Origin of the sequence: Mycolicibacterium austroafricanum (assembly GCF_902705885.1) — a bacterium.
Taxonomy (GTDB): domain Bacteria; phylum Actinomycetota; class Actinomycetes; order Mycobacteriales; family Mycobacteriaceae; genus Mycobacterium; species Mycobacterium vanbaalenii_A.
In genome coordinates, this window is record NZ_CACSIP010000012.1 from 1 (window position 1) to 19953 (window position 19953).

Annotated in this window: 14 protein-coding genes and 1 pseudogene; 10 read left to right on the top strand and 5 right to left on the bottom strand. The window is 69.3% G+C overall.

The features are described from left to right. From BEMPMBAN_RS08710 to rfbA, 7 genes and pseudogenes are all read left to right on the top strand, one after another. Positions 1 to 537, top strand: a pseudogene (locus BEMPMBAN_RS08710) (hypothetical protein); the annotation flags it as partial. Between the two features lie 73 nt (positions 538 to 610). Beyond that, on the top strand, positions 611 to 1951 hold the full coding sequence (locus tag BEMPMBAN_RS08715) for a UDP-glucose dehydrogenase family protein (RefSeq protein WP_159229975.1): 1341 nt from the start codon (positions 611 to 613) through the stop codon (positions 1949 to 1951). Between the two features lie 10 nt (positions 1952 to 1961). Continuing rightward, positions 1962 to 2285, top strand: coding sequence for a DUF1330 domain-containing protein (locus BEMPMBAN_RS08720; protein WP_159229976.1), 324 nt, complete (start codon positions 1962 to 1964; stop codon positions 2283 to 2285). After that, on the top strand, positions 2285 to 3631 hold the full coding sequence (locus BEMPMBAN_RS08725; protein ID WP_159229977.1) for a cytochrome P450: 1347 nt from the start codon (positions 2285 to 2287) through the stop codon (positions 3629 to 3631). The genes BEMPMBAN_RS08720 and BEMPMBAN_RS08725 overlap by 1 nt, the downstream gene beginning before the upstream one ends. A gap of 1 nt (position 3632) precedes the next feature. Then, complete coding sequence (locus BEMPMBAN_RS08730) at positions 3633 to 4379, top strand: maleylpyruvate isomerase family mycothiol-dependent enzyme (RefSeq protein WP_159229978.1); 747 nt, start codon at positions 3633 to 3635, stop codon at positions 4377 to 4379. Positions 4380 to 4424: 45 nt separating this feature from the next. Further along, positions 4425 to 4793: a nuclear transport factor 2 family protein gene (locus tag BEMPMBAN_RS08735; RefSeq protein WP_159229979.1), complete on the top strand. Its 369-nt coding sequence runs from the start codon at positions 4425 to 4427 to the stop codon at positions 4791 to 4793. Beyond that, the gene (gene rfbA / locus BEMPMBAN_RS08740; RefSeq protein ID WP_159229980.1) at positions 4793 to 5656 is read left to right on the top strand and encodes a glucose-1-phosphate thymidylyltransferase RfbA; all 864 of its coding nucleotides are present in this window, start codon (positions 4793 to 4795) and stop codon (positions 5654 to 5656) included. The genes BEMPMBAN_RS08735 and rfbA overlap by 1 nt, the downstream gene beginning before the upstream one ends. Here the strand turns inward: rfbA and BEMPMBAN_RS08745 are convergent. From BEMPMBAN_RS08745 to BEMPMBAN_RS08765, 5 genes are all read right to left on the bottom strand, one after another. Further along, a complete protein-coding gene (locus BEMPMBAN_RS08745) occupies positions 5610 to 6875 on the bottom strand; it encodes a YibE/F family protein (RefSeq protein WP_159229981.1) in 1266 nt (421 codons plus the stop codon). The two genes, rfbA and BEMPMBAN_RS08745, sit on opposite strands and share 47 nt — an antisense overlap. 33 nt (positions 6876 to 6908) lie before the next feature. Further along, positions 6909 to 8174, bottom strand: coding sequence for a pyridoxal phosphate-dependent aminotransferase (locus BEMPMBAN_RS08750; protein WP_425294953.1), 1266 nt, complete (start codon positions 8172 to 8174; stop codon positions 6909 to 6911). Positions 8175 to 8290: 116 nt separating this feature from the next. Then, positions 8291 to 11398: a (Fe-S)-binding protein gene (locus tag BEMPMBAN_RS08755; RefSeq protein ID WP_200845921.1), complete on the bottom strand. Its 3108-nt coding sequence runs from the start codon at positions 11396 to 11398 to the stop codon at positions 8291 to 8293. A 126-nt stretch (positions 11399 to 11524) separates the two neighbouring features. Then, positions 11525 to 14065, bottom strand: a complete 2541-nt coding sequence (gene iniR / locus BEMPMBAN_RS08760; RefSeq protein WP_159229983.1) for an isoniazid response ATPase/transcriptional regulator IniR — start codon at positions 14063 to 14065, stop codon at positions 11525 to 11527. A gap of 9 nt (positions 14066 to 14074) precedes the next feature. Next, the gene (locus tag BEMPMBAN_RS08765) at positions 14075 to 15895 is read right to left on the bottom strand and encodes an Hsp70 family protein (protein WP_159229984.1); all 1821 of its coding nucleotides are present in this window, start codon (positions 15893 to 15895) and stop codon (positions 14075 to 14077) included. A 212-nt stretch (positions 15896 to 16107) separates the two neighbouring features. Here BEMPMBAN_RS08765 and BEMPMBAN_RS08770 point away from each other — a divergent pair, with 212 nt between their 5' ends. The 3 genes from BEMPMBAN_RS08770 to iniA all read left to right on the top strand — a co-directional run bounded on the left by BEMPMBAN_RS08770 (position 16108) and on the right by iniA (position 19929). Beyond that, on the top strand, positions 16108 to 16623 hold the full coding sequence (locus BEMPMBAN_RS08770) for an Rv0340 family IniB-related protein (RefSeq protein WP_159229985.1): 516 nt from the start codon (positions 16108 to 16110) through the stop codon (positions 16621 to 16623). A 291-nt stretch (positions 16624 to 16914) separates the two neighbouring features. Further along, complete coding sequence (locus BEMPMBAN_RS08775) at positions 16915 to 17994, top strand: IniB N-terminal domain-containing protein (RefSeq protein WP_159229986.1); 1080 nt, start codon at positions 16915 to 16917, stop codon at positions 17992 to 17994. Between the two features lie 99 nt (positions 17995 to 18093). Then, on the top strand, positions 18094 to 19929 hold the full coding sequence (iniA, locus tag BEMPMBAN_RS08780) for an isoniazid-induced dynamin-like GTPase IniA (protein WP_200845922.1): 1836 nt from the start codon (positions 18094 to 18096) through the stop codon (positions 19927 to 19929). The last annotated feature ends 24 nt before the right edge of the window (positions 19930 to 19953 follow it).

Below are 19953 nucleotides of genomic sequence, written 5' to 3' on the forward strand. Positions count from 1 at the left end.
GCCCCGGTGGCCCCGCCCCCGGTGGTCGCACCCCCGGTGGTGGTACCGCCCCCGGTGATCGTGTTGCCGCAGCCGGAATGGCCGCGGTGGCAACCGCCGTGGGAGCGGGACGACGCCGGGGGCGACGCCGAGGACGACGCCGAGGACGACCCCGGGGACGACGCCGAGGCGCCGCAGACCACGCGACCCACCACGCCGCAACCCACGACGCCGCAACCCACGACGCCGCGGCCGACCACGGTGGTGCCGACGACGGTGGTGCCGACGACACCGCGCCCGACCGTGCCGCAGGTCCCGACAGTTCCGCAGGTCCCGCAACAGTCCCAGTGGCCGCTGCCCGGTAGCGGCTCCGGCTCCAGCGGGGGTTCCGGCTCGGGCGCCTCGGGCGGGAGCGGCAGTCGCGGGTCTGACGCCTCCAGCCGCGGATCCGGTAATTCCGGCTCCTCGCGTGGAAGCTCGGGTAGCGGGGTGCCCGGCGACCTCAACGGCGACGGCTGCTTCCTGGTGTTCTGCTCGTCCGACGGCGGCCGCGGCTAGCATTCACCTGCCGTTGGCCCGGCGCTCAGTGTCGCGTAGCGGCCAGCTCATCCCGGCTGCCTAGAGAGGCAGTATGCGATGCACCGTGTTCGGTACCGGATACCTCGGAGCGACCCACGCGGTGGGGATGGCCGAGCTGGGCCACGACGTGATCGGTGTCGACATCGACCCGGGCAAGGTCGCCAAGCTCTCCGGCGGTGACGTGCCGTTCTACGAGCCGGGCCTGCGAGAGATGCTGCAGCGCAACCTGCACGACGGCCGGCTGCGTTTCACCACGGACTACGCGGAGGCCGCGGAGTTCGCCGACGTGCACTTCCTCGGCGTGGGCACCCCGCAGAAGAAGGGCGAATACGGCGCCGACCTGCGCCATGTGTACGCGGTGATCGACACCCTCGTCCCGCTGCTGCGGCGTCCCGCGGTGATCGTGGGCAAGTCCACCGTGCCGGTGGGCACGGCCGCCGAGCTGTGTCAGCGTGCCCGCGGCCTCGCCGCCGACGGGGTCGGTGTCGAGGTGGCGTGGAACCCGGAGTTCCTGCGCGAGGGGTTCGCCATCCACGACACCCTGCATCCCGATCGCATCGTGCTTGGCGTGCAACGAGATTCGGTGTTCGCCGAAGACGCCATCCGTGCGCTGTATGCAACCCTCCTCGACGACGGGGTGCCGTTCCTGTTGACCGACCTGCAGACCGCCGAGCTGGTCAAAGTGTCGGCGAATGCCTTTCTGGCGACCAAGATCTCGTTCATCAACGCGATCTCCGAGGTGTGCGAAGCCGTCGACGCCGACGTCACCCTGCTGGCCGACGCACTCGGATACGACGCCCGCATCGGCAGGCGATTCCTCAACGCAGGACTGGGATTCGGCGGCGGCTGCCTGCCCAAGGACATCCGCGCGTTCATGGCCCGTGCCGGCGAGCTCGGCGCCAACCACGCGCTGACGTTCCTGCGCGAAGTGGACAGCATCAACATGCGTCGCCGGGTCAAGATGGTGGAGCTGGCCACCAGGGCGTGCGGCGGTTCGCTGCTGGGCGCGAACGTCGCGGTGCTCGGCGCGGCGTTCAAACCCGAATCCGACGACGTGCGTGACTCGCCCGCGCTGAACGTGGCCGGAATGCTGCAGCTCAACGGGGCCACCGTCAACGTCTACGACCCCAAGGCGATGGAGAACTCGCGGCGGGTGTTCCCCACCCTGAACTATTCGACGACGGCGGTGGAGGCCTGTGACCGGGCCGATGCGGTGCTGGTGCTGACCGAATGGAACGAGTTCGTGCAGCTGCAACCCGAGACGCTGGCGCAGATCGTGCGCGCCAAAGTTGTTGTCGACGGCCGCAATTGCCTCGACGCCGCGCTGTGGCGACAGGCGGGCTGGCGGGTTCACGCGTTGGGCCGGGCGGAGGGGGCGCCGACGGCGGCGTAGCCTCGCGGCCATGACCGTGTACGCGCTGAACCTGTTCGACATCGCCGACCGCGACGAGTACCTGGCCTATTCGAAGCGCTCACCGAAGGAGGTCGCCGACCACGGCGGCCGCGTCGTCGCGCTGGGGCAGTTCCGCGAATCCGTCACCGGCGACATCGAGCCGCGAACGGTGATGATCCTCGTCGAGTGGGATTCCAAGGAGGCCTTCGACAGCTACCGCAACGACCCCGACCTGGCCGAACTGCACGCTCATCGGGAGAACGGCTCGTCGTCCTACATCTGGCATCTCTTCGATTCCTTGGCCGATCTGCGACCCCTGCTTAAACTCGGGTGATGGCAGTCGAACTGCAGCAACGAATCCGGTGGCTGGCCCTGCACGGAGTGATCCGCGGACTGTCCAAGGTCGGCGCCCGCCGCAGCGGTGACCCGCAGGCCCGGCTGATCTCCGACCCGGACGTCCGCGCCGACCCCGCAGCGTTCGCCGACGAACTGCGCGAGCGCGGCCCGATCATCCGGTGCCGGGCGGTGCTGCTGACCTTTGACCATCAGGTGGCCCACGAGCTGCTGCGTTCCGACGATTTCCGGGTGTCGTCGCTGGGCGCCGGGCTGCCTAAGCCGCTGCGGTGGATCAACGACAAGACCCATCCCGGGCTGCTGCACCCGATCGAGCCGCCCTCGCTGCTGTCGATCGAGCCGCCGGACCACACCCGCTGCCGCAAGCTGGTGTCCTCGGTGTTCACCCCGCGGGCCGTCGCCGCGCTGCGCGACCGGGTCCAGCAGACCGCCGACCAGCTGCTCGACGACCTCGAGGCCGAATACCGGGGCGACGGCAGCGCCGTCGTCGACATCGTCGAGCGGTACTGCTCGCAGCTGCCGGTAGCGGTGATCAGCGACATCCTCGGCGTGCCCGAGCGCGACCGCCAGCACATCCTGCACTTCGGGGAGCTCGGGGCGCCCGGCCTCGACATCGGGCTGTCCTGGCGGCAGTACATGCAGGTGCACGAAGGTCTGGTCGGGTTCAACGACTGGCTCGGTGGGCACCTGCAGCGGCTGCGCCGCAACCCCGGCGACGACCTGATGAGCCAGCTCATCCAGGCCAGCGAGGACTCCGCCGAGGGGGCCCGGCTCTCCGAACGCGAACTGCAGGCCACCGCCGGCCTGGTGCTGGCAGCGGGCTTCGAGACCACGGTGAACCTGCTCGGCAACGGCATCCGGATGCTGCTGGACACCCCCGGACACCTCGAGGCCCTGTCGGCCCGCCCAGAGCTGTGGCCCACCGCGGTCGAGGAGATCCTGCGGCTGGATTCGCCGGTACAGATGAGCGCGCGCTTCGCCCGCCGGGACGTCGAGGTCGCCGGCACCGCGATCAAGCGCGGTGAGCTGGTGATCATCCACCTGGCCGGCGCCAACCGCGACCCCAAGGTGTTCGACGACCCGCACCGCTTCGACATCGAGCGCGACAATGCCGGAAAACACCTGTCGTTCTCCGGCGGACGGCACTTCTGCCTGGGGGCCGCGCTGGCGCGCGCCGAGGGCGAGGTGGGGCTGCGGACGTTCTTCGAGCGGTACCCCGACGCGCGGTTGGCAGGGGCCGGCAGCCGGCGTGACACCCGGGTGCTGCGGGGATGGTCAACCTTGCCGATCACCCTTGGCACGGCGCGCGCCGCGTTAGGTTCATGAGGTGGACTTCCGAGCAGCCTTGCTCGAGCAGACTCGAGCCTTCGGTGACCTGATCAAGTCGGCGGATCCTGCGACACCGGTGCCCACCTGCGGGGACTGGACACTGCGGGAGTTGTTCCGGCACGTCGGCCGCGGGAATCGTTGGGCCGCACAGATCATCAGCGACCGGCGCAGCCAGCCGCTGGATCCGCGCGACGTGCGCGACGGCAAGCCGCCCGAGGACGCCGACGCCGCGATCGACTGGCTCAACGACGGCGCGCAGCTGGTGATCGACGCGGTCGACCGGGTCGGTTCCGACGCCCGGGTATGGACGTTCATCGGCCCCCGGCCGGCGGGATGGTGGATACGCCGGCGGCTGCACGAGGCGACCGTGCACCGCGCCGACGCGGCGCTGGCCGTGGGCGCCGAGTTCGAGCTGCCGCCCGAATTGGCCGGTGACGCGCTCAGTGAATGGCTCGAGCGGGCCTGCGTCGACCGGCGGAACTCCGTGGTGCTGGACCGCGGGCAGTCGATCCACCTGCACGCCACCGAGGAGAAGTTGGGGCCGACGGGGGAATGGACCATCGTCCACGACGAGGACGGCGTGTGGTGGTCGCACAGCCACAGCAAGGGCAGCGTCGCGCTGCGCGGACCCGTCACCGAACTGCTGCTGGCCACCGTGCGGCGCAAGACCGCGGCCGAGGCCGGGCTCGAGGTGTTCGGTGACACCGCCGTCTGGCAGGCCTGGCTGGACAGCACGCCGTACTGATGGCGCACTTCGTCGGAGACGAACATTTGCAGTAGTTTCGCGGACATGACCACTTCGGAGATGGCCACTGTTCTTGCCTGGCACGACGCACTCAACGCCGGGGACCTCGACACGCTGCTGTCGCTGTCCAGCGACGACATCGAGATCGGTGACGCCCACGGCGCCGGCCAGGGGCACGCCGCCCTGACCGAATGGGCGCGCGATCTCGACGGTAAGGCCGAGCCCGGACGGATCTACGTCCACGACGGCGTGGTCGTCGTCGAACAGCGCATCACGTCGGTGACCGGTGAGACCGGCTCGGCCGCCACCGCGTTCCGGGTGGTCCACGACAAGGTGACGTCGGTGTTCCGGCACGATGACCTGGCCGCCGCACTGGCCGCGACCGAGCTGACCGAAGCCGATCTGACCGGCTGATGCGCGGGATCATCCTGGCCGGGGGATCGGGCACCCGGCTGTATCCCATCACGATGGGCGTCAGCAAGCAGCTGGTGCCCGTCTACGACAAACCGCTGATCTACTACCCGCTGTCCACGCTGATGATGGCGGGCATCCGCGACATCCTGGTGATCACGACGGCTCAGGACGCCCCGGGATTTCACCGGTTGCTCGGTGACGGTGCCGATCTCGGCATCAATCTGCGCTACGCCGTCCAGGATCAGCCGGACGGCCTCGCTCAGGCATTCGTGATCGGCGCCGACCACATCGGAGACGACTCCGTGGCACTGGTGTTGGGCGACAACATCTTCTACGGACCCGGGCTGGGAACGAGTTTGAGCCGGTTCCAGAACGTCAGCGGCGCAGCGATCTTCGCGTACTGGGTGGCGAACCCGTCGGCCTACGGGGTGATCGAGTTCGGCGCCGACGGCACGGCGACGTCACTGCAGGAGAAGCCGGCCGCACCCAAGTCACACTACGCGGTGCCCGGTTTGTACTTCTACGACAACGACGTCGTGGACATCGCACGGTCACTGCGCCGGTCCGCGCGTGGCGAGTACGAGATCACCGAGATCAACCAGACCTATCTCGACGCGGGTCGGCTGTCGGTCGAGGTGCTGGCGCGCGGCACCGCCTGGCTGGACACCGGAACATTCGACTCACTGCTCGACGCCAGCGACTACGTGCGCACCATCGAACGCAGGCAGGGCTTGAAGATCAGCGTGCCCGAGGAGGTCGCGTGGCGGGTCGGTTTCATCGACGACGACGCGCTCGCCGCGCGGGCGCAGGCGCTGCTCAAGTCGGGGTACGGCGCCTATCTGCTGGAGCTTCTGGAGCGCTAGACGGCGTCGCCAGCAGTGCGGCGATACCGGTGGTCAGCGGCACCGACAGCGCCAGCGCGATCCCGCCCACCGCGGAACGGGCGATCTCGATCGCCACGCTCTCGCTGGTCAGCACGTCACCCAGCGACCGGTTCGCGACGCTGAACAGCAACAGCAGGGGCAGCGCGCTACCCGCATACGCCAGCACCAGCGTGTAGACAGTGCTGGCGATGTGGTCACGCCCCACCCGCATCGCCCCGACGAACACTTCCCGCCGGGACGCGCCGTCGCCGACCGCGGCCAGCTCGAACGCGGTCGACGCCTGGGTGACGGTGACGTCGTTGAGCACACCGAGGGAGCCGATGATGAATCCGGCCAGCAGCAGCCCGGTGATCGACACGTTGCCCAGGTAGGCGGCCACCTCGTTGTTCTGGTCTTCGGACAGCCCGGTGAGATGGGCGAACTCTATTGCGCCCCAGGACAGGAAGGCCGCCAGGAACAGCGAGGCCAGCGTCCCCAGCAGGGCGGCACTGGTCCGTAGGCTCACCCCGTGGGCGAGGTAGATGACCGCATAGAGGATCGCGGAGGAGGCCACCACTGCTACCGGCACGGCGGGTGCGCCGTCGCGAAGCGCCGGGAGCAGGAACAGCACCAGCACCCCGAACGCGATGACGATGCCGACCAGGGCGCGCAGCCCGCGCCAGCGTGCTACCGCGACGATCACCACCGCGAACACCGCTGCCAGCGCCGCCAGCGGCCACGACCGCGCGAAGTCGTAGAACGCGTAGGTGGTGGCGCCGCCCTCGTCGACCGTTCGGCTCAGGCGGACCTCGTCGCCGACGGCGAGACTCGGTTGGCCGGGGCCGCCGCTGAACTCCAGCAGCGTGTTCGCGCCCTGGTTGGGACCGGAGTCGATGGCCACCAGGTTCTGCACGCACGGCGCGCCTTCCTGCTGGGCGGGGATGGGGTCGGCGGTGAGCACCGCCCCCGCCGAGGGACTCCCGCAGGGCGCGGACCTGCTGGAGAGGACGTGGCCGGCCTCGGTGGTCACCGCGCCACCGGCGGCGTTCTGAAACGGCAACGGGATGTCGGCCTTCTGCCCGCTGGGCCACAGCAGCGCCGCCCCGATCAGTGTCGCGACGCCGCAGGCGATCAGAAGCCCGACGACGATCTTGGCCGCCAGTGGCCCGAACGGGGACGGACCGCTCAGCGAATGCGAGTGTGAATGTGAGTGGGCCACCCGGACAGGGTATGGGTACCGCCGGTCAGGCCGTCACTGCCGGTAGCTGACCAGGAAGTTGCCCAGCCGTTCGATCGCGTTGGCCAGGTCACGCGCCCACGGCAGCGTGACGATCCGTAGGTGATCCGGTGTCGGCCAATTGAAACCGGTGCCCTGGGCCACCAGGATCTTCTCCTGCAGCAGCAGGTCCAGCACCAGTTGCTCGTCGTCGGCGATGTCATAGACCTCGGGGTCCAGGCGCGGGAACGCGTACAGCGCGCCTTCGGGTTTCACGCACGACACCCCGGGGATCTCGTTGAGCTGGGTCCACGCCACGTCGCGTTGCTCCAGCAGTCGGCCGCCGGGCAGCACCAGGTCGTCGATGCTCTGGTGGCCGCCGAGGGCTACCTGAATCGCGTGCTGTGCAGGCACGTTCGGGCACAGCCGCATGTTGGCCAGCAGGCTGATGCCCTCGATGAAGCTGCTGGCGTGTTCCTTCGGACCGGTGATGACCAGCCAGCCGGACCGGTAGCCCGCCACCCGGTAGGCCTTGGACAGCCCGTTGAAGGTCAGCGTCAGGACGTCGGGCGCCACCGTGGCCAGCGCGATGTGCTCGGCGTCGTCGTAGAGGATCTTGTCGTAGATCTCGTCGGCGAGCAGCATCAGCTCGTGCTTGCGGGCCAGTTCGGCGATCTGGTTGAGGACTTCGCGGGTGTACACGGCGCCGGTGGGGTTGTTCGGGTTGATCACCACGATCGCCTTGGTGCGTTCGGTGATCTTGGACTCCAGGTCCGCGATGTCGGGCTGCCAGCCCTGCGTCTCGTCACACAGGTAGTGCACCGGGGTGCCGCCGGCCAGTGACGTCGATGCGGTCCACAGCGGGTAGTCCGGCGCCGGGATGAGCACCTGGTCGCCGTTGTCGAGCAGTGCCTGCAGCGTCATCGTGATCAGCTCGGAGACGCCGTTGCCCAGATACACGTCTTCGATGTCGAAACGCGGGAACCCCTCGACGAGTTCGTAGCGGGTGAACACCGCCCGGCGTGCGCTGACGATGCCCTTGGAGTCCGAGTAGCCCTGCGCATTCGGCAGCGCCGCGATGATGTCGCGCATGATCACGTCGGGCGCTTCGAAACCGAACGGCGCCGGGTTGCCGATGTTGAGCTTCAGGATCCGGTGGCCCTCGGCCTCCAGGCGCGACGCATGCTCGTGGACGGGTCCGCGGATCTCGTACAGGACGTCCTGCAGCTTGCTCGACTGCGTGAACGTGCGTGTTCGGCCGTGCTGGCCGGTTGCCTGCCACGGCAACTGATGGGTGCTCACGCAGATCAGTGTCCCACCGGCGTCCAGCGATTATCGAATCTGCGCCGACCGTGGGCGTTGGGTACGCAGAATGGCGGTGCTGCGTACCCAGGGCCCACGGTCGAGCGCCGATCCAGTTATCTCTTGCCGGGGCGGCGGGCGCCCTTGGCGATGCCCAACCCCTTCACCGGCGGCTCGTCGCCCACGACCCCGGCCTCGCCGTTGCCGGTCGCCGGCGGCGTCGGCTCGGTCTTCGACTCCGGTTCAGCCGCCTCGGGGGCGGGCTCGGCGGCAGGCTCCGGCGCCGGCGGGGGAGCAGCGGCCGGCGCCTTCTTGGCTCCCGGCCTACGGGCGCCAGGGGCGATGCCCAGGCCCTTGACCTCGGGCTCGGGTTTGCTCTCCAGACCACGATCGGAGTCCGCGGTGTCCGCCGATTCGGTGCCGGCTTCGGCCTTGTCCGGATCGACGTTCGGCGGCTGGACGACCGTCGGCTCACCCTCGTTGGGTGCCACCTTCTTCGCCGCAGTCTTCTTCGCGCCTGGACGCTTGGCGCCCCCGGCGATACCGAGGCCCTTGACCTCTGGCTCCGCCTTGGCCGGAGCATCGGCCGGAGCGTCGGCGGCCGCTGGAGCGCTGTCGGCGGCCGGCGCGGCCGCGGTCTTCTTCGCGCCGGGTCGCTTGGCGCCCCCGGCGATGCCGAGGCCCTTCGGCGCGGTGGCGGGTGCGGAGGCGGCGGGTTCGGCGGACTTCTTGGCGCCGGGGCGCTTGGCTGGGCCCGCGATGCCGAGGCCGGTGACCGGCTTGGTTTCCGTCGGCGGAGCCGACGATTCGGCTGCCGTCGGCGGAGCCGACGATTTGGTTTCCGTGGCCGTGCTTGCCTTGGCTTCCGCAGCTGCAGCCTCTTCTGCGGCGGCAGGGGCCTTGGCCGGTGCCTGCGCCGCCACTCGTGCCGCGCGTTCCTCGGCTTCCTTTGCCGCCGTGCCCTTTTCGGGCAGCGTGACGGCGCTCTTGTCGAGCGAACCCAGCAGCAGCTGGGCCACGTCGAGCACCTCGGCCTTCTCCACGTCCCGGCTCGCCGCGACATCGTCGACGCCGTCGGTGATCATCACCCGGCAGAACGGGCAGCCGGTCGCGATCGTGGAGGCGCCGGTGTCCATGGCCTCTTCCACACGTTCCTGGTTGACGCGCTTGCCGATGTGTTCTTCCATCCACATCCGGGCGCCACCGGCACCGCAGCACAGCCCGCGGTCGGCGTGCCGCGGCATCTCGGTCAGCTTCGCGCCCGAGGCGCCGATCAGCTCACGCGGCGCGGAGTACTCCTTGTTGTGCCGGCCCAGGTAGCACGGGTCGTGATAGGTGATGTCGGCTCCGCCGCCGTCGCCGTCCACCGACTTGACCGGGACCAGCTTCTTGTCGCGGACCAGCCGGTTGAGCAGCTGGGTGTGGTGCAGCACCGTGTAGTTGCCGCCGACCTGCGGGTACTCCCGGCCGAGGGTGTTGAAGCAGTGCGGGCAGGTGACGACGACCTTGCGGTCCACCCGCTCGACGCCCTCGAACAGTCCGTTGAGCGTCTCCACGTTCTGCGCGGCGAGCTGCTGGAACAGGAACTCGTTGCCGGAGCGGCGGGCGGAGTCGCCGTTGCAGGTCTCGCCTTCGCCGAGCACCAGATACTTCACGCCTGCGGTCGCGAGCAGCTCGGCGACCGCCTTGGTGGTCTTCTTGGCCCGGTCCTCGAATGAGCCGGCACAACCCACCCAGAACAGGTACTCGTAGCCCTCGAACGATTCGACGTCCTTGCCGAAGACCGGCACGTCGAAGTCGACCTCGTCGATCCAGTTGGTGCGGTCCTTGGCGTTCTGACCCCACGGATTGCCCTTGGTCTCCAGGTTCTTGAACAGCACGCCGAGTTCGCCGGGGAACTCAGACTCCATCATCACCTGATAGCGGCGCATGTCGACGATGTGGTCGATGTGCTCGATGTCCACCGGGCACTGCTCCACGCAGGCACCGCAGGTGGTGCACGACCACAGCACGTCGGGGTCGATGACGCCGCCCTCTTCGAGGGTCCCGACCAGCGGGCGGGTTGCCTGCAGCGGGGAATCGGCGGGAATGCGCTCGAAGCCGGATTCCGGAACATGGTCGTGCGAGTGCTTCTCATCGTGCTTCTCGCCGCGGATCTCCTCGCCGAGACCACCCTCGGGGGTGTTCTCCAGCGGGCTTTCCTTGCCGTCGAGGAAGTACGGCGCCTTGGCGAACATGTGATCGCGCAGGTTCATGATCACGAGCTTCGGGGACAGCGGCTTGCCGGTGTTCCACGCCGGGCACTGCGACTGACAACGCCCGCACTCGGTGCAGGTGGTCATGTCGAGGAAGCCCTTCCAGGTGAAGTCCTCGATCTTGCCGCGGCCCAGCACCGCGTCCTCGGCGGGATCCTCGAAGTCGACGATCTCGCCGTTGGACTCCACCGGCAGCAGCGGGCCCATGCCGTTCGGCAGCCGCTTGAAGGTCACGTTGATCGGGGCCAGGCCGATGTGCAGGTGCTTGGAGTGCAGCACGATCAAGGCGAAGCCCAAGGCCACCCCGATGTGGGCCAGCAGCGCCAGTGTCTCGATCCAGGAGTTGGCGGTGTAGCCGAGGGGCGCCATCAACCAGCCCATCAGCTGCGAGAAGAATGCACCGTTGCCGTACGGCAGCACATCGGTGTTGACGGCGGCGCCGCGGACCAGGGCATAGGTCCAGATGACATTGAAGATCATGAACAGGATCAGCCAGGCGCCGCCGGTGTGGGAGCCGTAGAACCGGGAGTCACGGCCGTGCTTCTTGGGCTCGCGGACGATGCGGATGATCGCGAACGTGATGATGCCGAGCAGCACCGCGACGGCGAAGAAGTCCTGTAGGAAGCCGAGTGCGTCCCAGCGGCCGATCAGCGGGATGTGGAAGTCGTGGTCGACGAGCAGGCCGAAGGCTTCGATGTACACGGTCAGCAGGATGAAGAAGCCCCACATCGTGAAGAAGTGCGCGATACCGGCGGTGTTCCACTTCAGCAGCCGGGTCTGCCCGAACACTTCCTCGATCTGGGTGGTGATGCGCTTTTGCAGGTGATCTTTGCGGTTGTTGGACTCGCTCATCGGCTGGCCGGACCGGATCAGCTTCGTCAGCCACAGCACCCGCTTGACAGCGAACACGCCGATGACGGCGATCATCAGGACCCCGGCCACGATCCGTATCAGCATCTGCGTATCCACGCGTGTCCTCCGGTGATGAGGTTACCAGCAGGTAACTTAGTCCAGGTTACCGACGAGTAACTTTTGCTCGGTGCCTGCTCATAGTTACATCCTGCTGGGAAAGGGCGCTACGAAGGCTGTCCTAAGTCACTCCGGCGCGGGAGGGTCCGACAAGGCCCGCAGCATCGACAGCATTTCCGAGCGGGACTCCGCACCGAGCCGCCGGCGGATGCGGGCGACGTGGTGTTCGACCGTCTTCGCTGAGATGAACAGCTGTGCGCCGATGTCGCGGTAGGGCATGCCGTTGAGCAACAGCTCGGCGACCTCGCGTTCCCGATCGGACAGCTGTGCGGCGGCCCGGGCCGGGCCGCCGGACAGGGCGGCGGCGCGGTCGTCCGGCGCGTCGGTGTCGGGCAGCTCCGGGCTCACGACGGTCTGCTTGAGGTCGCGGGCCAGCTGCAGCATCGCCTGCGACACCCGTGGGTCGGTGGTCTGCAGGGCGGCCTGGCTCGCCAGCCGGGTGGCGTCCCAGGTGTGACCGAACTGCGCCAGCGCCCGCGCCGCGGCGGCCACCTCGTCCGTCTCGACAGAATTGGCGAGCACACGAAGCCAGGTCCGACCCGCTGTGGCCAGCGCCTTGGCGAAAGGGGTGTGTGGCGCGGCCGCCGTCAACGCCTGACCGTGCGGGGCGACGGCGTCCGGGGAGTTGGCGAGGATGCCGGCGTGCACTCCCGCCCAATGCAGCGGCACCGACCACAGCACCGGCTCGCCCAATCCGGCGAGCAGGGCGAAGGCCTCGTCCAGGGCGTGTTGCAGCTGATCGATCTGCCGCATCCGGGCTGCGGCTACCCACAGTTCGCCCAGCGGCAGCAGCCCGAACAGATCCGCCGAGCACTCGGCCAGCACCTCCATCGCCGAATACCAGTGCTTCTGCATGGCGCCGCTGTCACCACTGCGCCGTGCGATGGCGGTCTGCAGCGCGCTCGCCCACAGGGCGTCGCGACGGTGCAGCGGCTGGGTGGCCGCAACGGCGGCACCGGCAGCCTGGAGTTGCCCGTCCTGCATGTGCGCCCAGCCCAACAACAGCCGGTGTCGGTGAGTGACAAAAATCGCATCGGCGCGCTCGGTCTGATCGCCGGGGCGGGAGTTGCGCACCGCGCGGGCGATCACGCTGCGGGCGCGCACCGGATCGCCGCCGTGCAGTGCAGCCAGCGTCACGAGCGCGGCGGGGGTGTCGGGGACGACGTGGGCCTGGCCACCGGAGGCGCCGTAGTCGGCGTCGATGGACTGGCTCAACCGCGCCACCGCGACGGGGTACGGCCGGTCCAGTGTCATCACCAGTCCCTCGGTGATGCTGCGTGCCGCCCTGGCCGTGGACGTCGGGGGACCGGAGATCGGCGCTTCCGCGGTCTGTCTGGCCGCGGAAGCGTCCCCGGCGGCCAACGCCGCGACGGTGGCCGCGGCGCCGACGACGGCGTCCGGTGCCGGGCCGAGCCAGCGGAACAGATCGTTGGCCTGCGCGGCGCTGCCGTCGTGCAGCGCGATGCTCGCCGCGATCCGCACCGCGGCGGCCCGCTCATCGCTGTCCGGGGAGGTGAACAGCTCGTCGGCCAGCCGCCCCGCGGTCACGCAGTCCCCGGTGAGGGCGAGGGCGTCGGCGAGTCGGGCGCTCAGCGCAGTGGCCCCGGCGTCGGAGGCTGCCCGGTAGAGCTGTGCGGCCCGTGCCGGGTGTCCGGCGGTCCGGGCGGCGAGGTCGGTGAGTGCGGTGGCCAGCCGGTCGTCGCGCACACCGTGCTCGGCGATCCGCAACGCCAGCTCCGCGGTCAGCGTCGACAGGTCGAGCTGCGAGCACAGCACCGATACCTCGATGTCGTGATGCCTTGCCGCACCGACGATCTGGGCGATGCCGTCGTGCACCGTCCGTACGAAGCCCGGCGGGTGTGACGGTTCGATCAACCCGGTGGCGCGGGCCCGGTCCACGGCCGTGAGCGCCGCGTCCGAGGGCATCCGTAGCGCGGCGGCGACGTCGTCGGGTCCGAGGTCACCGCTGAGGGAGGAGACGAGCAGCGTGTCGAGTAGCCGCCCGTCGAGGCGGCGAAGCCGTTCGATCAGCGCGAAGCGGGCTGCCTGCCGCACCGCGGCGGCGCCGTCGGCGGCCGCGGTGAGCGCGGGACCGAGCAGAAAGGGCAGCCCGGCCGTCGCCGACATGACCACTCGGACCAGTTCCACCGCAGGCGGGGTGCCGAGCAGTACCGCGGCGCTGCGGCCCACCTCGGCCGGTGACAGCGGTCCCAGCGCGACGGCAGGGTTCTCGCGTTCGAGCGCGGTCGCGAGGCCTCGCAGCGACGGGTGGTGAGCGAGCGGTTCGGCAGCCACCACCACCGTCGTGGCAGGATCGGCGACCAGCTCGGTGAGGCGGTCGAGGTCGTCGGCGCCGAGCAGGTGTGCGTCGTCCACGACGACTGCGGAGTCCACCGCATCGCCGCTCCGCAGTGGCCGCGACACCACGGGGCGGCCGGACGCCCGCAACGACCCGCGCACCGCCGCCATCACCGTCGATTTCCCGGTGCCGACACCACCGGTCACCAGCAGCTTGGTGGGGGATCGCGGATCGGCGTCCACGGTCGCGACGGCCTCCCGGGAGGCCGGGGGGAGATCAGTCGGCCGACGCGGCGCCGGACTCGTCATCGGCGCAGATCACGCACCGTCGTCGGGAGCGATGACCGTCGTCGTGATCGGATCCGGCGGGTCCGGCGGGTCCTGCGTGGTCGGCGGGGGCGCGGTGGTGGTCGGCGGCGGTGTCGTGGTGGTCGGCTGGGTCGTCGTCGGCCGGGTCGTCGTGGTCCGCGTCGTCGTCGTGGTGGTGGCCGTCGTGGTAGTCGTCGTGGTCGTCGTCGGCTCCGTCGTGGTGGTGGTGGCCGCGGTGGTTGTCGTGGGCGACGGCGTCACCGGCGGCGGTTGGCTGACCGTCGTGGTCGCCTGACCATCAGGTCCGACCGTCACCGTGGTGACCGGGTCCGGCAGCACCGGTGCGGCGGGTTCTCCCGGATCCGGCGTGGCGGTCTCGGTGACCGGGGCGGGTTCCCCGGTGGAGTTCGTCAACGTCACGGCGAGGCCGCCCATCGCGAGCAGCGCCGCCGCGGCGGCCGCCCCGAACAGCACCGGCGGACGCTTGTACCAGGGCAACGGTGGCGGCTCGTCCTGATCGCCGCCGTATGCGTCGTATCCGTCGTCGCCGGGGCCGAACGCCACCGGCGGCCGTGCGCCGGTCGCACCCGGGTCGCCGTAGGCGGCCGCCGTGGCGTAGTCGTCGCCGGTGTAGGGCAGCGGATCCCCGGCCGATTCGTCGTCCTGCGACCAGGCCAGGGCACGGAAGGTCGCCGACGCGGCACCGTCCTGGGCCGATTCGCCGGCGGCAAGGCCTGCTGCGCCCGCAGCCCATGCCGCCGGTCCCATCGCCGTCGGGATGTCGGCGGCCGCAGCCAGGCCGGTGGGTGCGTCGGCCTCCAGGCTCCGGTTGGCGACCAGAGCCGCACCGGCGGCCACGTTCAGCTGTGACTCCGGGGTGGTGACGACCGGCGCGCGCAGGTGTTCGGACAGCCGCTGGGTCACCAGCGGGATGGCAGCCCCGCCACCCACGGTGGCGACAGCCGTCACGTCGGCGATCTGAATCTGGTTGCGCTGCAATGTGTCGTCGATCGCGTTCAGCAGTCCGCCCAGGGGTTCGGCGATCACCTGCTCGAACTCGGGGCGGGTCACCCGCAGGTCGGAGCGGAATCCGGGGAGATCGGCCTGCACCACGGTGGCGGTCTCCGCGGAGAGGCGTTCCTTGGCCTTGCGGCACTCGTCGCGCAGCCGGGACAGCGCCCCGACGGCCTCGGTGCCCGCGGGATCGGCCTTGTTCGCGTCGGCGATCCCCGCCAGCACATGGTTGAGCAGCGCCTGGTCCATCCCGTCGCCCGAGAGCTCCGGGTAGCGGACGGTCTGGCCGATGGCGTCGAGGTTCGCCGCGGCGTCGGCCAAGGTGATGCTGGATCCGCTTCCGCCGAGGTCGACCAGCAGGACGACACCCCGGTCGGGCAGCCCCGGGGCGGCCTGTAGGGCGGCCAGCGCGGCTGTCGAATCGGGGATCAGCGCGGCAGGCACCCCGTCGGGTGCCAGGCTCGGCTTGTTGCGCAGCGCCCCGCGCAGCGCCCCCACGGTTCCCGGCCCCCAGTGGGCGGGCACCGCGATGGCGACCGGTGAACCCCCGTCGACGGTGCGCGCCATCGCCTCGAGCGCCTCAGCCAGTACGGTCTCGCCGCGGTGCGCCGATCCATCCGCGGCGACCAGCGGGACAGGGTCGCCGACGCGGTCGACGAAGCCGCTGAGGACAAGGCCCGACCCGGTGGGCACCCCGACCTCGGGCGCACGGTCGTCGAAGAGCGTCAGGATCGATCGCCGCATCACCGGTGCGCGGCCGACGCGGGCCGCGACCAGATGGGTCATCCCGATCGACAACCCCAGTGGTTCAGTCATGGTGGCGTCTCTCCTGTCTGGGCCGGTCACCACCTTAACGGCTGGCTCACCCGGGTCGGCGGATTTCCCCTAGTGGCGCGATTCCCCTAATGGCCGATCCCCTAATGGGCTCAACCCACGGCTGGGTTCCGCACCGATCCGAGGAGCGACCGACGTGGCTAGCATCGTGTCAGGCAGCGTGTAACACAGGAATCGAACAGAGAGGTGTGGTCGTGGCGAACTCGCTACTCGACTTCGTGATGTCGTTGGTGCGCGATCCCGACGCCGCGGCACGCTACGCCGCCGATCCCGAGCAAGCCATTGCAGACGCCCACCTCACCGACGTGACCAGTGCTGACGTCGGCAACTTGATCCCGGTGGTCGCGGAATCGCTGTCGATGACCGCTCCGTCGGCCGGACTGGATGCCTTGGGTGTGGAGCAGGCGGGCAACGTGTGGGCCAGCGGCGCGGCCACCGCCGCCTTCGATGCGTTCGCCGATCCGGCACCGGGGCCGGGAGTGATAGACGCCCCAGTCGTGGTGACCGACACCGTCGAGGACGTCGGCGCGGCCCTGGATGCGCCGTCCGACGTCGACGTGGCCGACGACGCCGCATCGCTGCAGCTCGACGACCCTGCGCTGGAGGCGGCCGGGGTCGGCGACCCGGGTCTCGCCGACGAGTGGGGCCAGCCGGTCGTCGACATCCAGCCCGGTGACGACCCGGGTCCGGGATTCGACATCTTCAGCTGATCGAGCCCTCTCCGATCACACCGCGCGGCCCTTCCAGGCCGCGCGGTTTTGTCGTATGAGGTGGGGAAATGACCGGACCCCGGCAGATCACCTCATGCCCCCGCCGCACCCCCTAATCCCCTAATGGGGGTAGCCCGGCATCCCTAGGTCGGTCGGATCAGGGAGGGGTCTCGACCCCGTTTGCCGCGGGTTCTCAAGTCCATAACGTGGTGTCCAGATCGCCGGGAGGCCCGGCGAGCAAACCTCCCCGAGGAACACGGTAGGACCCGGGAAGAACAGAAAGGCAGTTCAATGACAACCCTCATCGACTTCATCCTCGACCTGTTCCGCAGCCCCGCCGCAGCGACGTCTTTTGTCATCGACCCCGACGGCGCATTGCGTGACGCCGGCCTGCCCAACGTGACCGCAGCCCAGCTGGCGTCGGTCGCCGCGACTGCGGCGCCGGCCGGTTACATGTTCGGTAGCGGCGACCCGGTGCTGGGCTTGCAGCGCGCGGTGAGCGACCATCACAACCTCAACACCAGCTTCGCCTCGCCGTTCTCGCCGCAGACCACTTTCGCGCCGGACACCAACACCGAGTTGGGCAGCCGCAACAACACCGATCTGCTGAGCGGCAACAACGTTCCCGTCGCCAGCCCGGACCAGGCCGCGGGCGCCAACGCCCAGAACGGCGCGTTCAACCTCGGCTTCGGCGACATCACCCTCGGCGACAAGACCAGCAACACCGCCACCGACGGTGGTGTGGTGGTCGGCGGCGACAACGACGGTGACATCGTCAGCGGAGACGGCGCCGCGCTCGGCGACGGCAACACCATGAACAACGGTGACATCCTGGCCGGCTCCGGCTCCAACGTCGTGGTCGGCAAGGACAACGAGGTCGAGGACAATTCGCAGACCGCGGGTGGTGACCTCATCGCCGACAACGACGCCCCGGTGCTCAACGACGTCGACACCAGCGGCGGCAACGGCGGCGGCGCAGCCGGCGGCGACAGCCTGATCGGCATCGGCAGTGGCAACGCGGCCGGTGGCGACGGCGGCAGCGGTGGCGGCATCATCATCACCGACAACGACGTCAACACCGGCACCCAGATCGACGGGAACTACGGCAGCGACAACACCGAGGACAACTCGGTCAACACGTCGGTGCAGACGGAGACCACGTCGTCGACGGAGAGCTCGATCGAGGACAACTCCTCGAACTTCGAGTCCAACATCGGGTCGGGCAACGAGACCAACACCGATCTGTTCTCGGGCAACAGCACCGAGACCGAGCTGTTCTCGGGCAACGACACCGGTTTCGAGACCAACACCGGGATCGACACCGACGTCGCGTCGAACAACAGCACCGACACGTCACTGGACGCGTTCTGAAACACCGCGACCGCGTAGCGCAGCTGGCGGGGACCGTGATGGTCCCCGCCAGTTTCGCGCGCCTACCTTTGAATCACTGAACAGGACAAAGGGGCACCAATGACGCAACCCACCAAGGTGATCGTCGAGCTCATCGACCACACCAGCACGATCGCCGACACCAACGAGCGCGGCGATCTGGTGTCCCGGCTGGCGTGGGCGAAGCGGCGGATCAGCGATCCGCAGGTCCGGGTGGTGATCGCCGGTCAGCTCAAACAGGGCAAGAGTCAGCTGCTCAACTCACTGCTGAACATGCCGGTCGCCCGTGTGGGAGACGACGAGTCCACGGTGCTGGCCACCGTGGTGTCCTACGGCGAGCAGGCTTCGGCGCGGTTGGTGGTGGCGCGGCCCGACGGGGAGGAGCCCGAACTCGTCGAGATCCCCACCAGCGACCTCGGCAACGATCTGCGCCGCGCCCCGCAGGCCGGTGGCCGTGAGGTGCTGCGGGTCGAGGTGACCGCGCCCAGCCCGCTGCTCAAGGGCGGTCTGGCGTTCATCGACACCCCGGGGGTCGGCGGCCACGGTCAGCCGCACCTGTCGTCGACGCTGGGCCTGCTTCCCGATGCCGACGCGATGCTGATGCTCAGCGACACCAGCGGTGAGTTCACCGAACCCGAGATGACGTTCATCCGGCAGGCACTCGAGATCTGCCCGGTCGCCGCGATCGTCGCGAGTAAGACCGACCTGTACCCACACTGGCGGCAGGTGGTCGACGCCAACACCGGCCACCTGCGTCGTGCCGGCGTCACCGCGCCGATGATCCCGGCGTCGTCGACGCTGCGCAGCCATGCCGTGAAGCTCAACGACAAGGAACTCAACGAGGAATCGAACTTCCCGGCGATCGTGAAGTTCCTGTCCGAGGACGTGCTCGCCCGCCACCACGACCGGTTGCGCGGACAGGTGACGGCGGAGGTCCGGGCAGCTGCCGAGCATCTGAAACTGGCTCTGGAGGCCGAACTCTCGGCGCTGGCCGATCCGCAGGCCCGCGACGGTCTGACCGCCGACCTCGAGCGTCGCAAGCAGGAGGCCCAGGACGCGTTGCAGCAGACCGCGTTGTGGCAGCAGATCCTCAACGACGGCATCTCGGACCTGACCGCCGACGTCGACCACGACCTGCGGCACCGGTTCCGCAACATCACCCAGTACACCGAGAACGCGATCGACTCCTGTGATCCGACCCAGCACTGGGCCGAGATCGGCGCCGAGCTCGAGGACGCCGTCGCCACGGCGGTCGGGGACAACTTCGTGTGGGCGTATCAACGGGCCGAGGTCCTGGCCGCCGAGGTGGCCAGGACGTTCACCGAAGCCGGGCTGAATGCCGTGCGCATGCCCGCGATCAACCCCCGCGACATGGGCGCCGGGATGGACGAGTTCAAGTCGCTGACGGCGCTGGAGGCCAAACCGATCCGCGTCGGAGACCGGATGGTCTCGGGTATGCGCGGGTCCTTCGGCGGGGTGTTGATGTTCGGCATGTTGACGTCGGTGGCCGGCCTCGGGATGTTCAACCCGTTGTCACTGGGCGCCGGAGCGCTGATCGGCCGAAAGGCCTACAAGGAGGAGATGGACAACCGGATGCTGCGGATCCGCAGCGACGCCAAGATGAACGTCCGTCGCTTCGTCGACGATGTCGCGTTCGTGGTGAGCAAGGAGTCCAGGGACCGGCTCAAGGGGATCCAGCGGCAGTTGCGCGACCACTACCGCGAGATCGCGAACCAGACCACCCGCTCGCTCAACGAGTCGCTGCAGGCCACTGTCGCAGCGGTCAAGATGGAGGAGGCCGAGCGCAACACCCGGGTCAAGGAGCTCGAGCGCCAGCTCAACATCCTGCGGCAGGTTCTCGATCACGCGGACAAGCTCGCCACGGCGACGGGGTCACTAAGCTCGAACGGTCAATAGTCGGGCGAGCGGGACGGGACTGGG

Excerpts from the sequence above, each read along its gene's own strand:
- BEMPMBAN_RS08735 (WP_159229979.1), top strand. The coding sequence starts at position 4,425 with ATGACCACTTCGGAGATGGCCACTGTTCTTGCCTGGCACGACGCACTC.
- iniA (WP_200845922.1), top strand. The coding sequence starts at position 18,094 with ATGACGCAACCCACCAAGGTGATCGTCGAGCTCATCGACCACACCAGC.
- BEMPMBAN_RS08765 (WP_159229984.1), bottom strand. The coding sequence starts at position 15,895 with ATGACTGAACCACTGGGGTTGTCGATCGGGATGACCCATCTGGTCGCG.
- iniR (WP_159229983.1), bottom strand. The coding sequence starts at position 14,065 with ATGACGAGTCCGGCGCCGCGTCGGCCGACTGATCTCCCCCCGGCCTCC.
- BEMPMBAN_RS08715 (WP_159229975.1), top strand. The coding sequence starts at position 611 with ATGCGATGCACCGTGTTCGGTACCGGATACCTCGGAGCGACCCACGCG.
- rfbA (WP_159229980.1), top strand. The coding sequence starts at position 4,793 with ATGCGCGGGATCATCCTGGCCGGGGGATCGGGCACCCGGCTGTATCCC.
- BEMPMBAN_RS08775 (WP_159229986.1), top strand. The coding sequence starts at position 16,915 with ATGACAACCCTCATCGACTTCATCCTCGACCTGTTCCGCAGCCCCGCC.
- BEMPMBAN_RS08720 (WP_159229976.1), top strand. The coding sequence starts at position 1,962 with ATGACCGTGTACGCGCTGAACCTGTTCGACATCGCCGACCGCGACGAG.
- BEMPMBAN_RS08725 (WP_159229977.1), top strand. The coding sequence starts at position 2,285 with ATGGCAGTCGAACTGCAGCAACGAATCCGGTGGCTGGCCCTGCACGGA.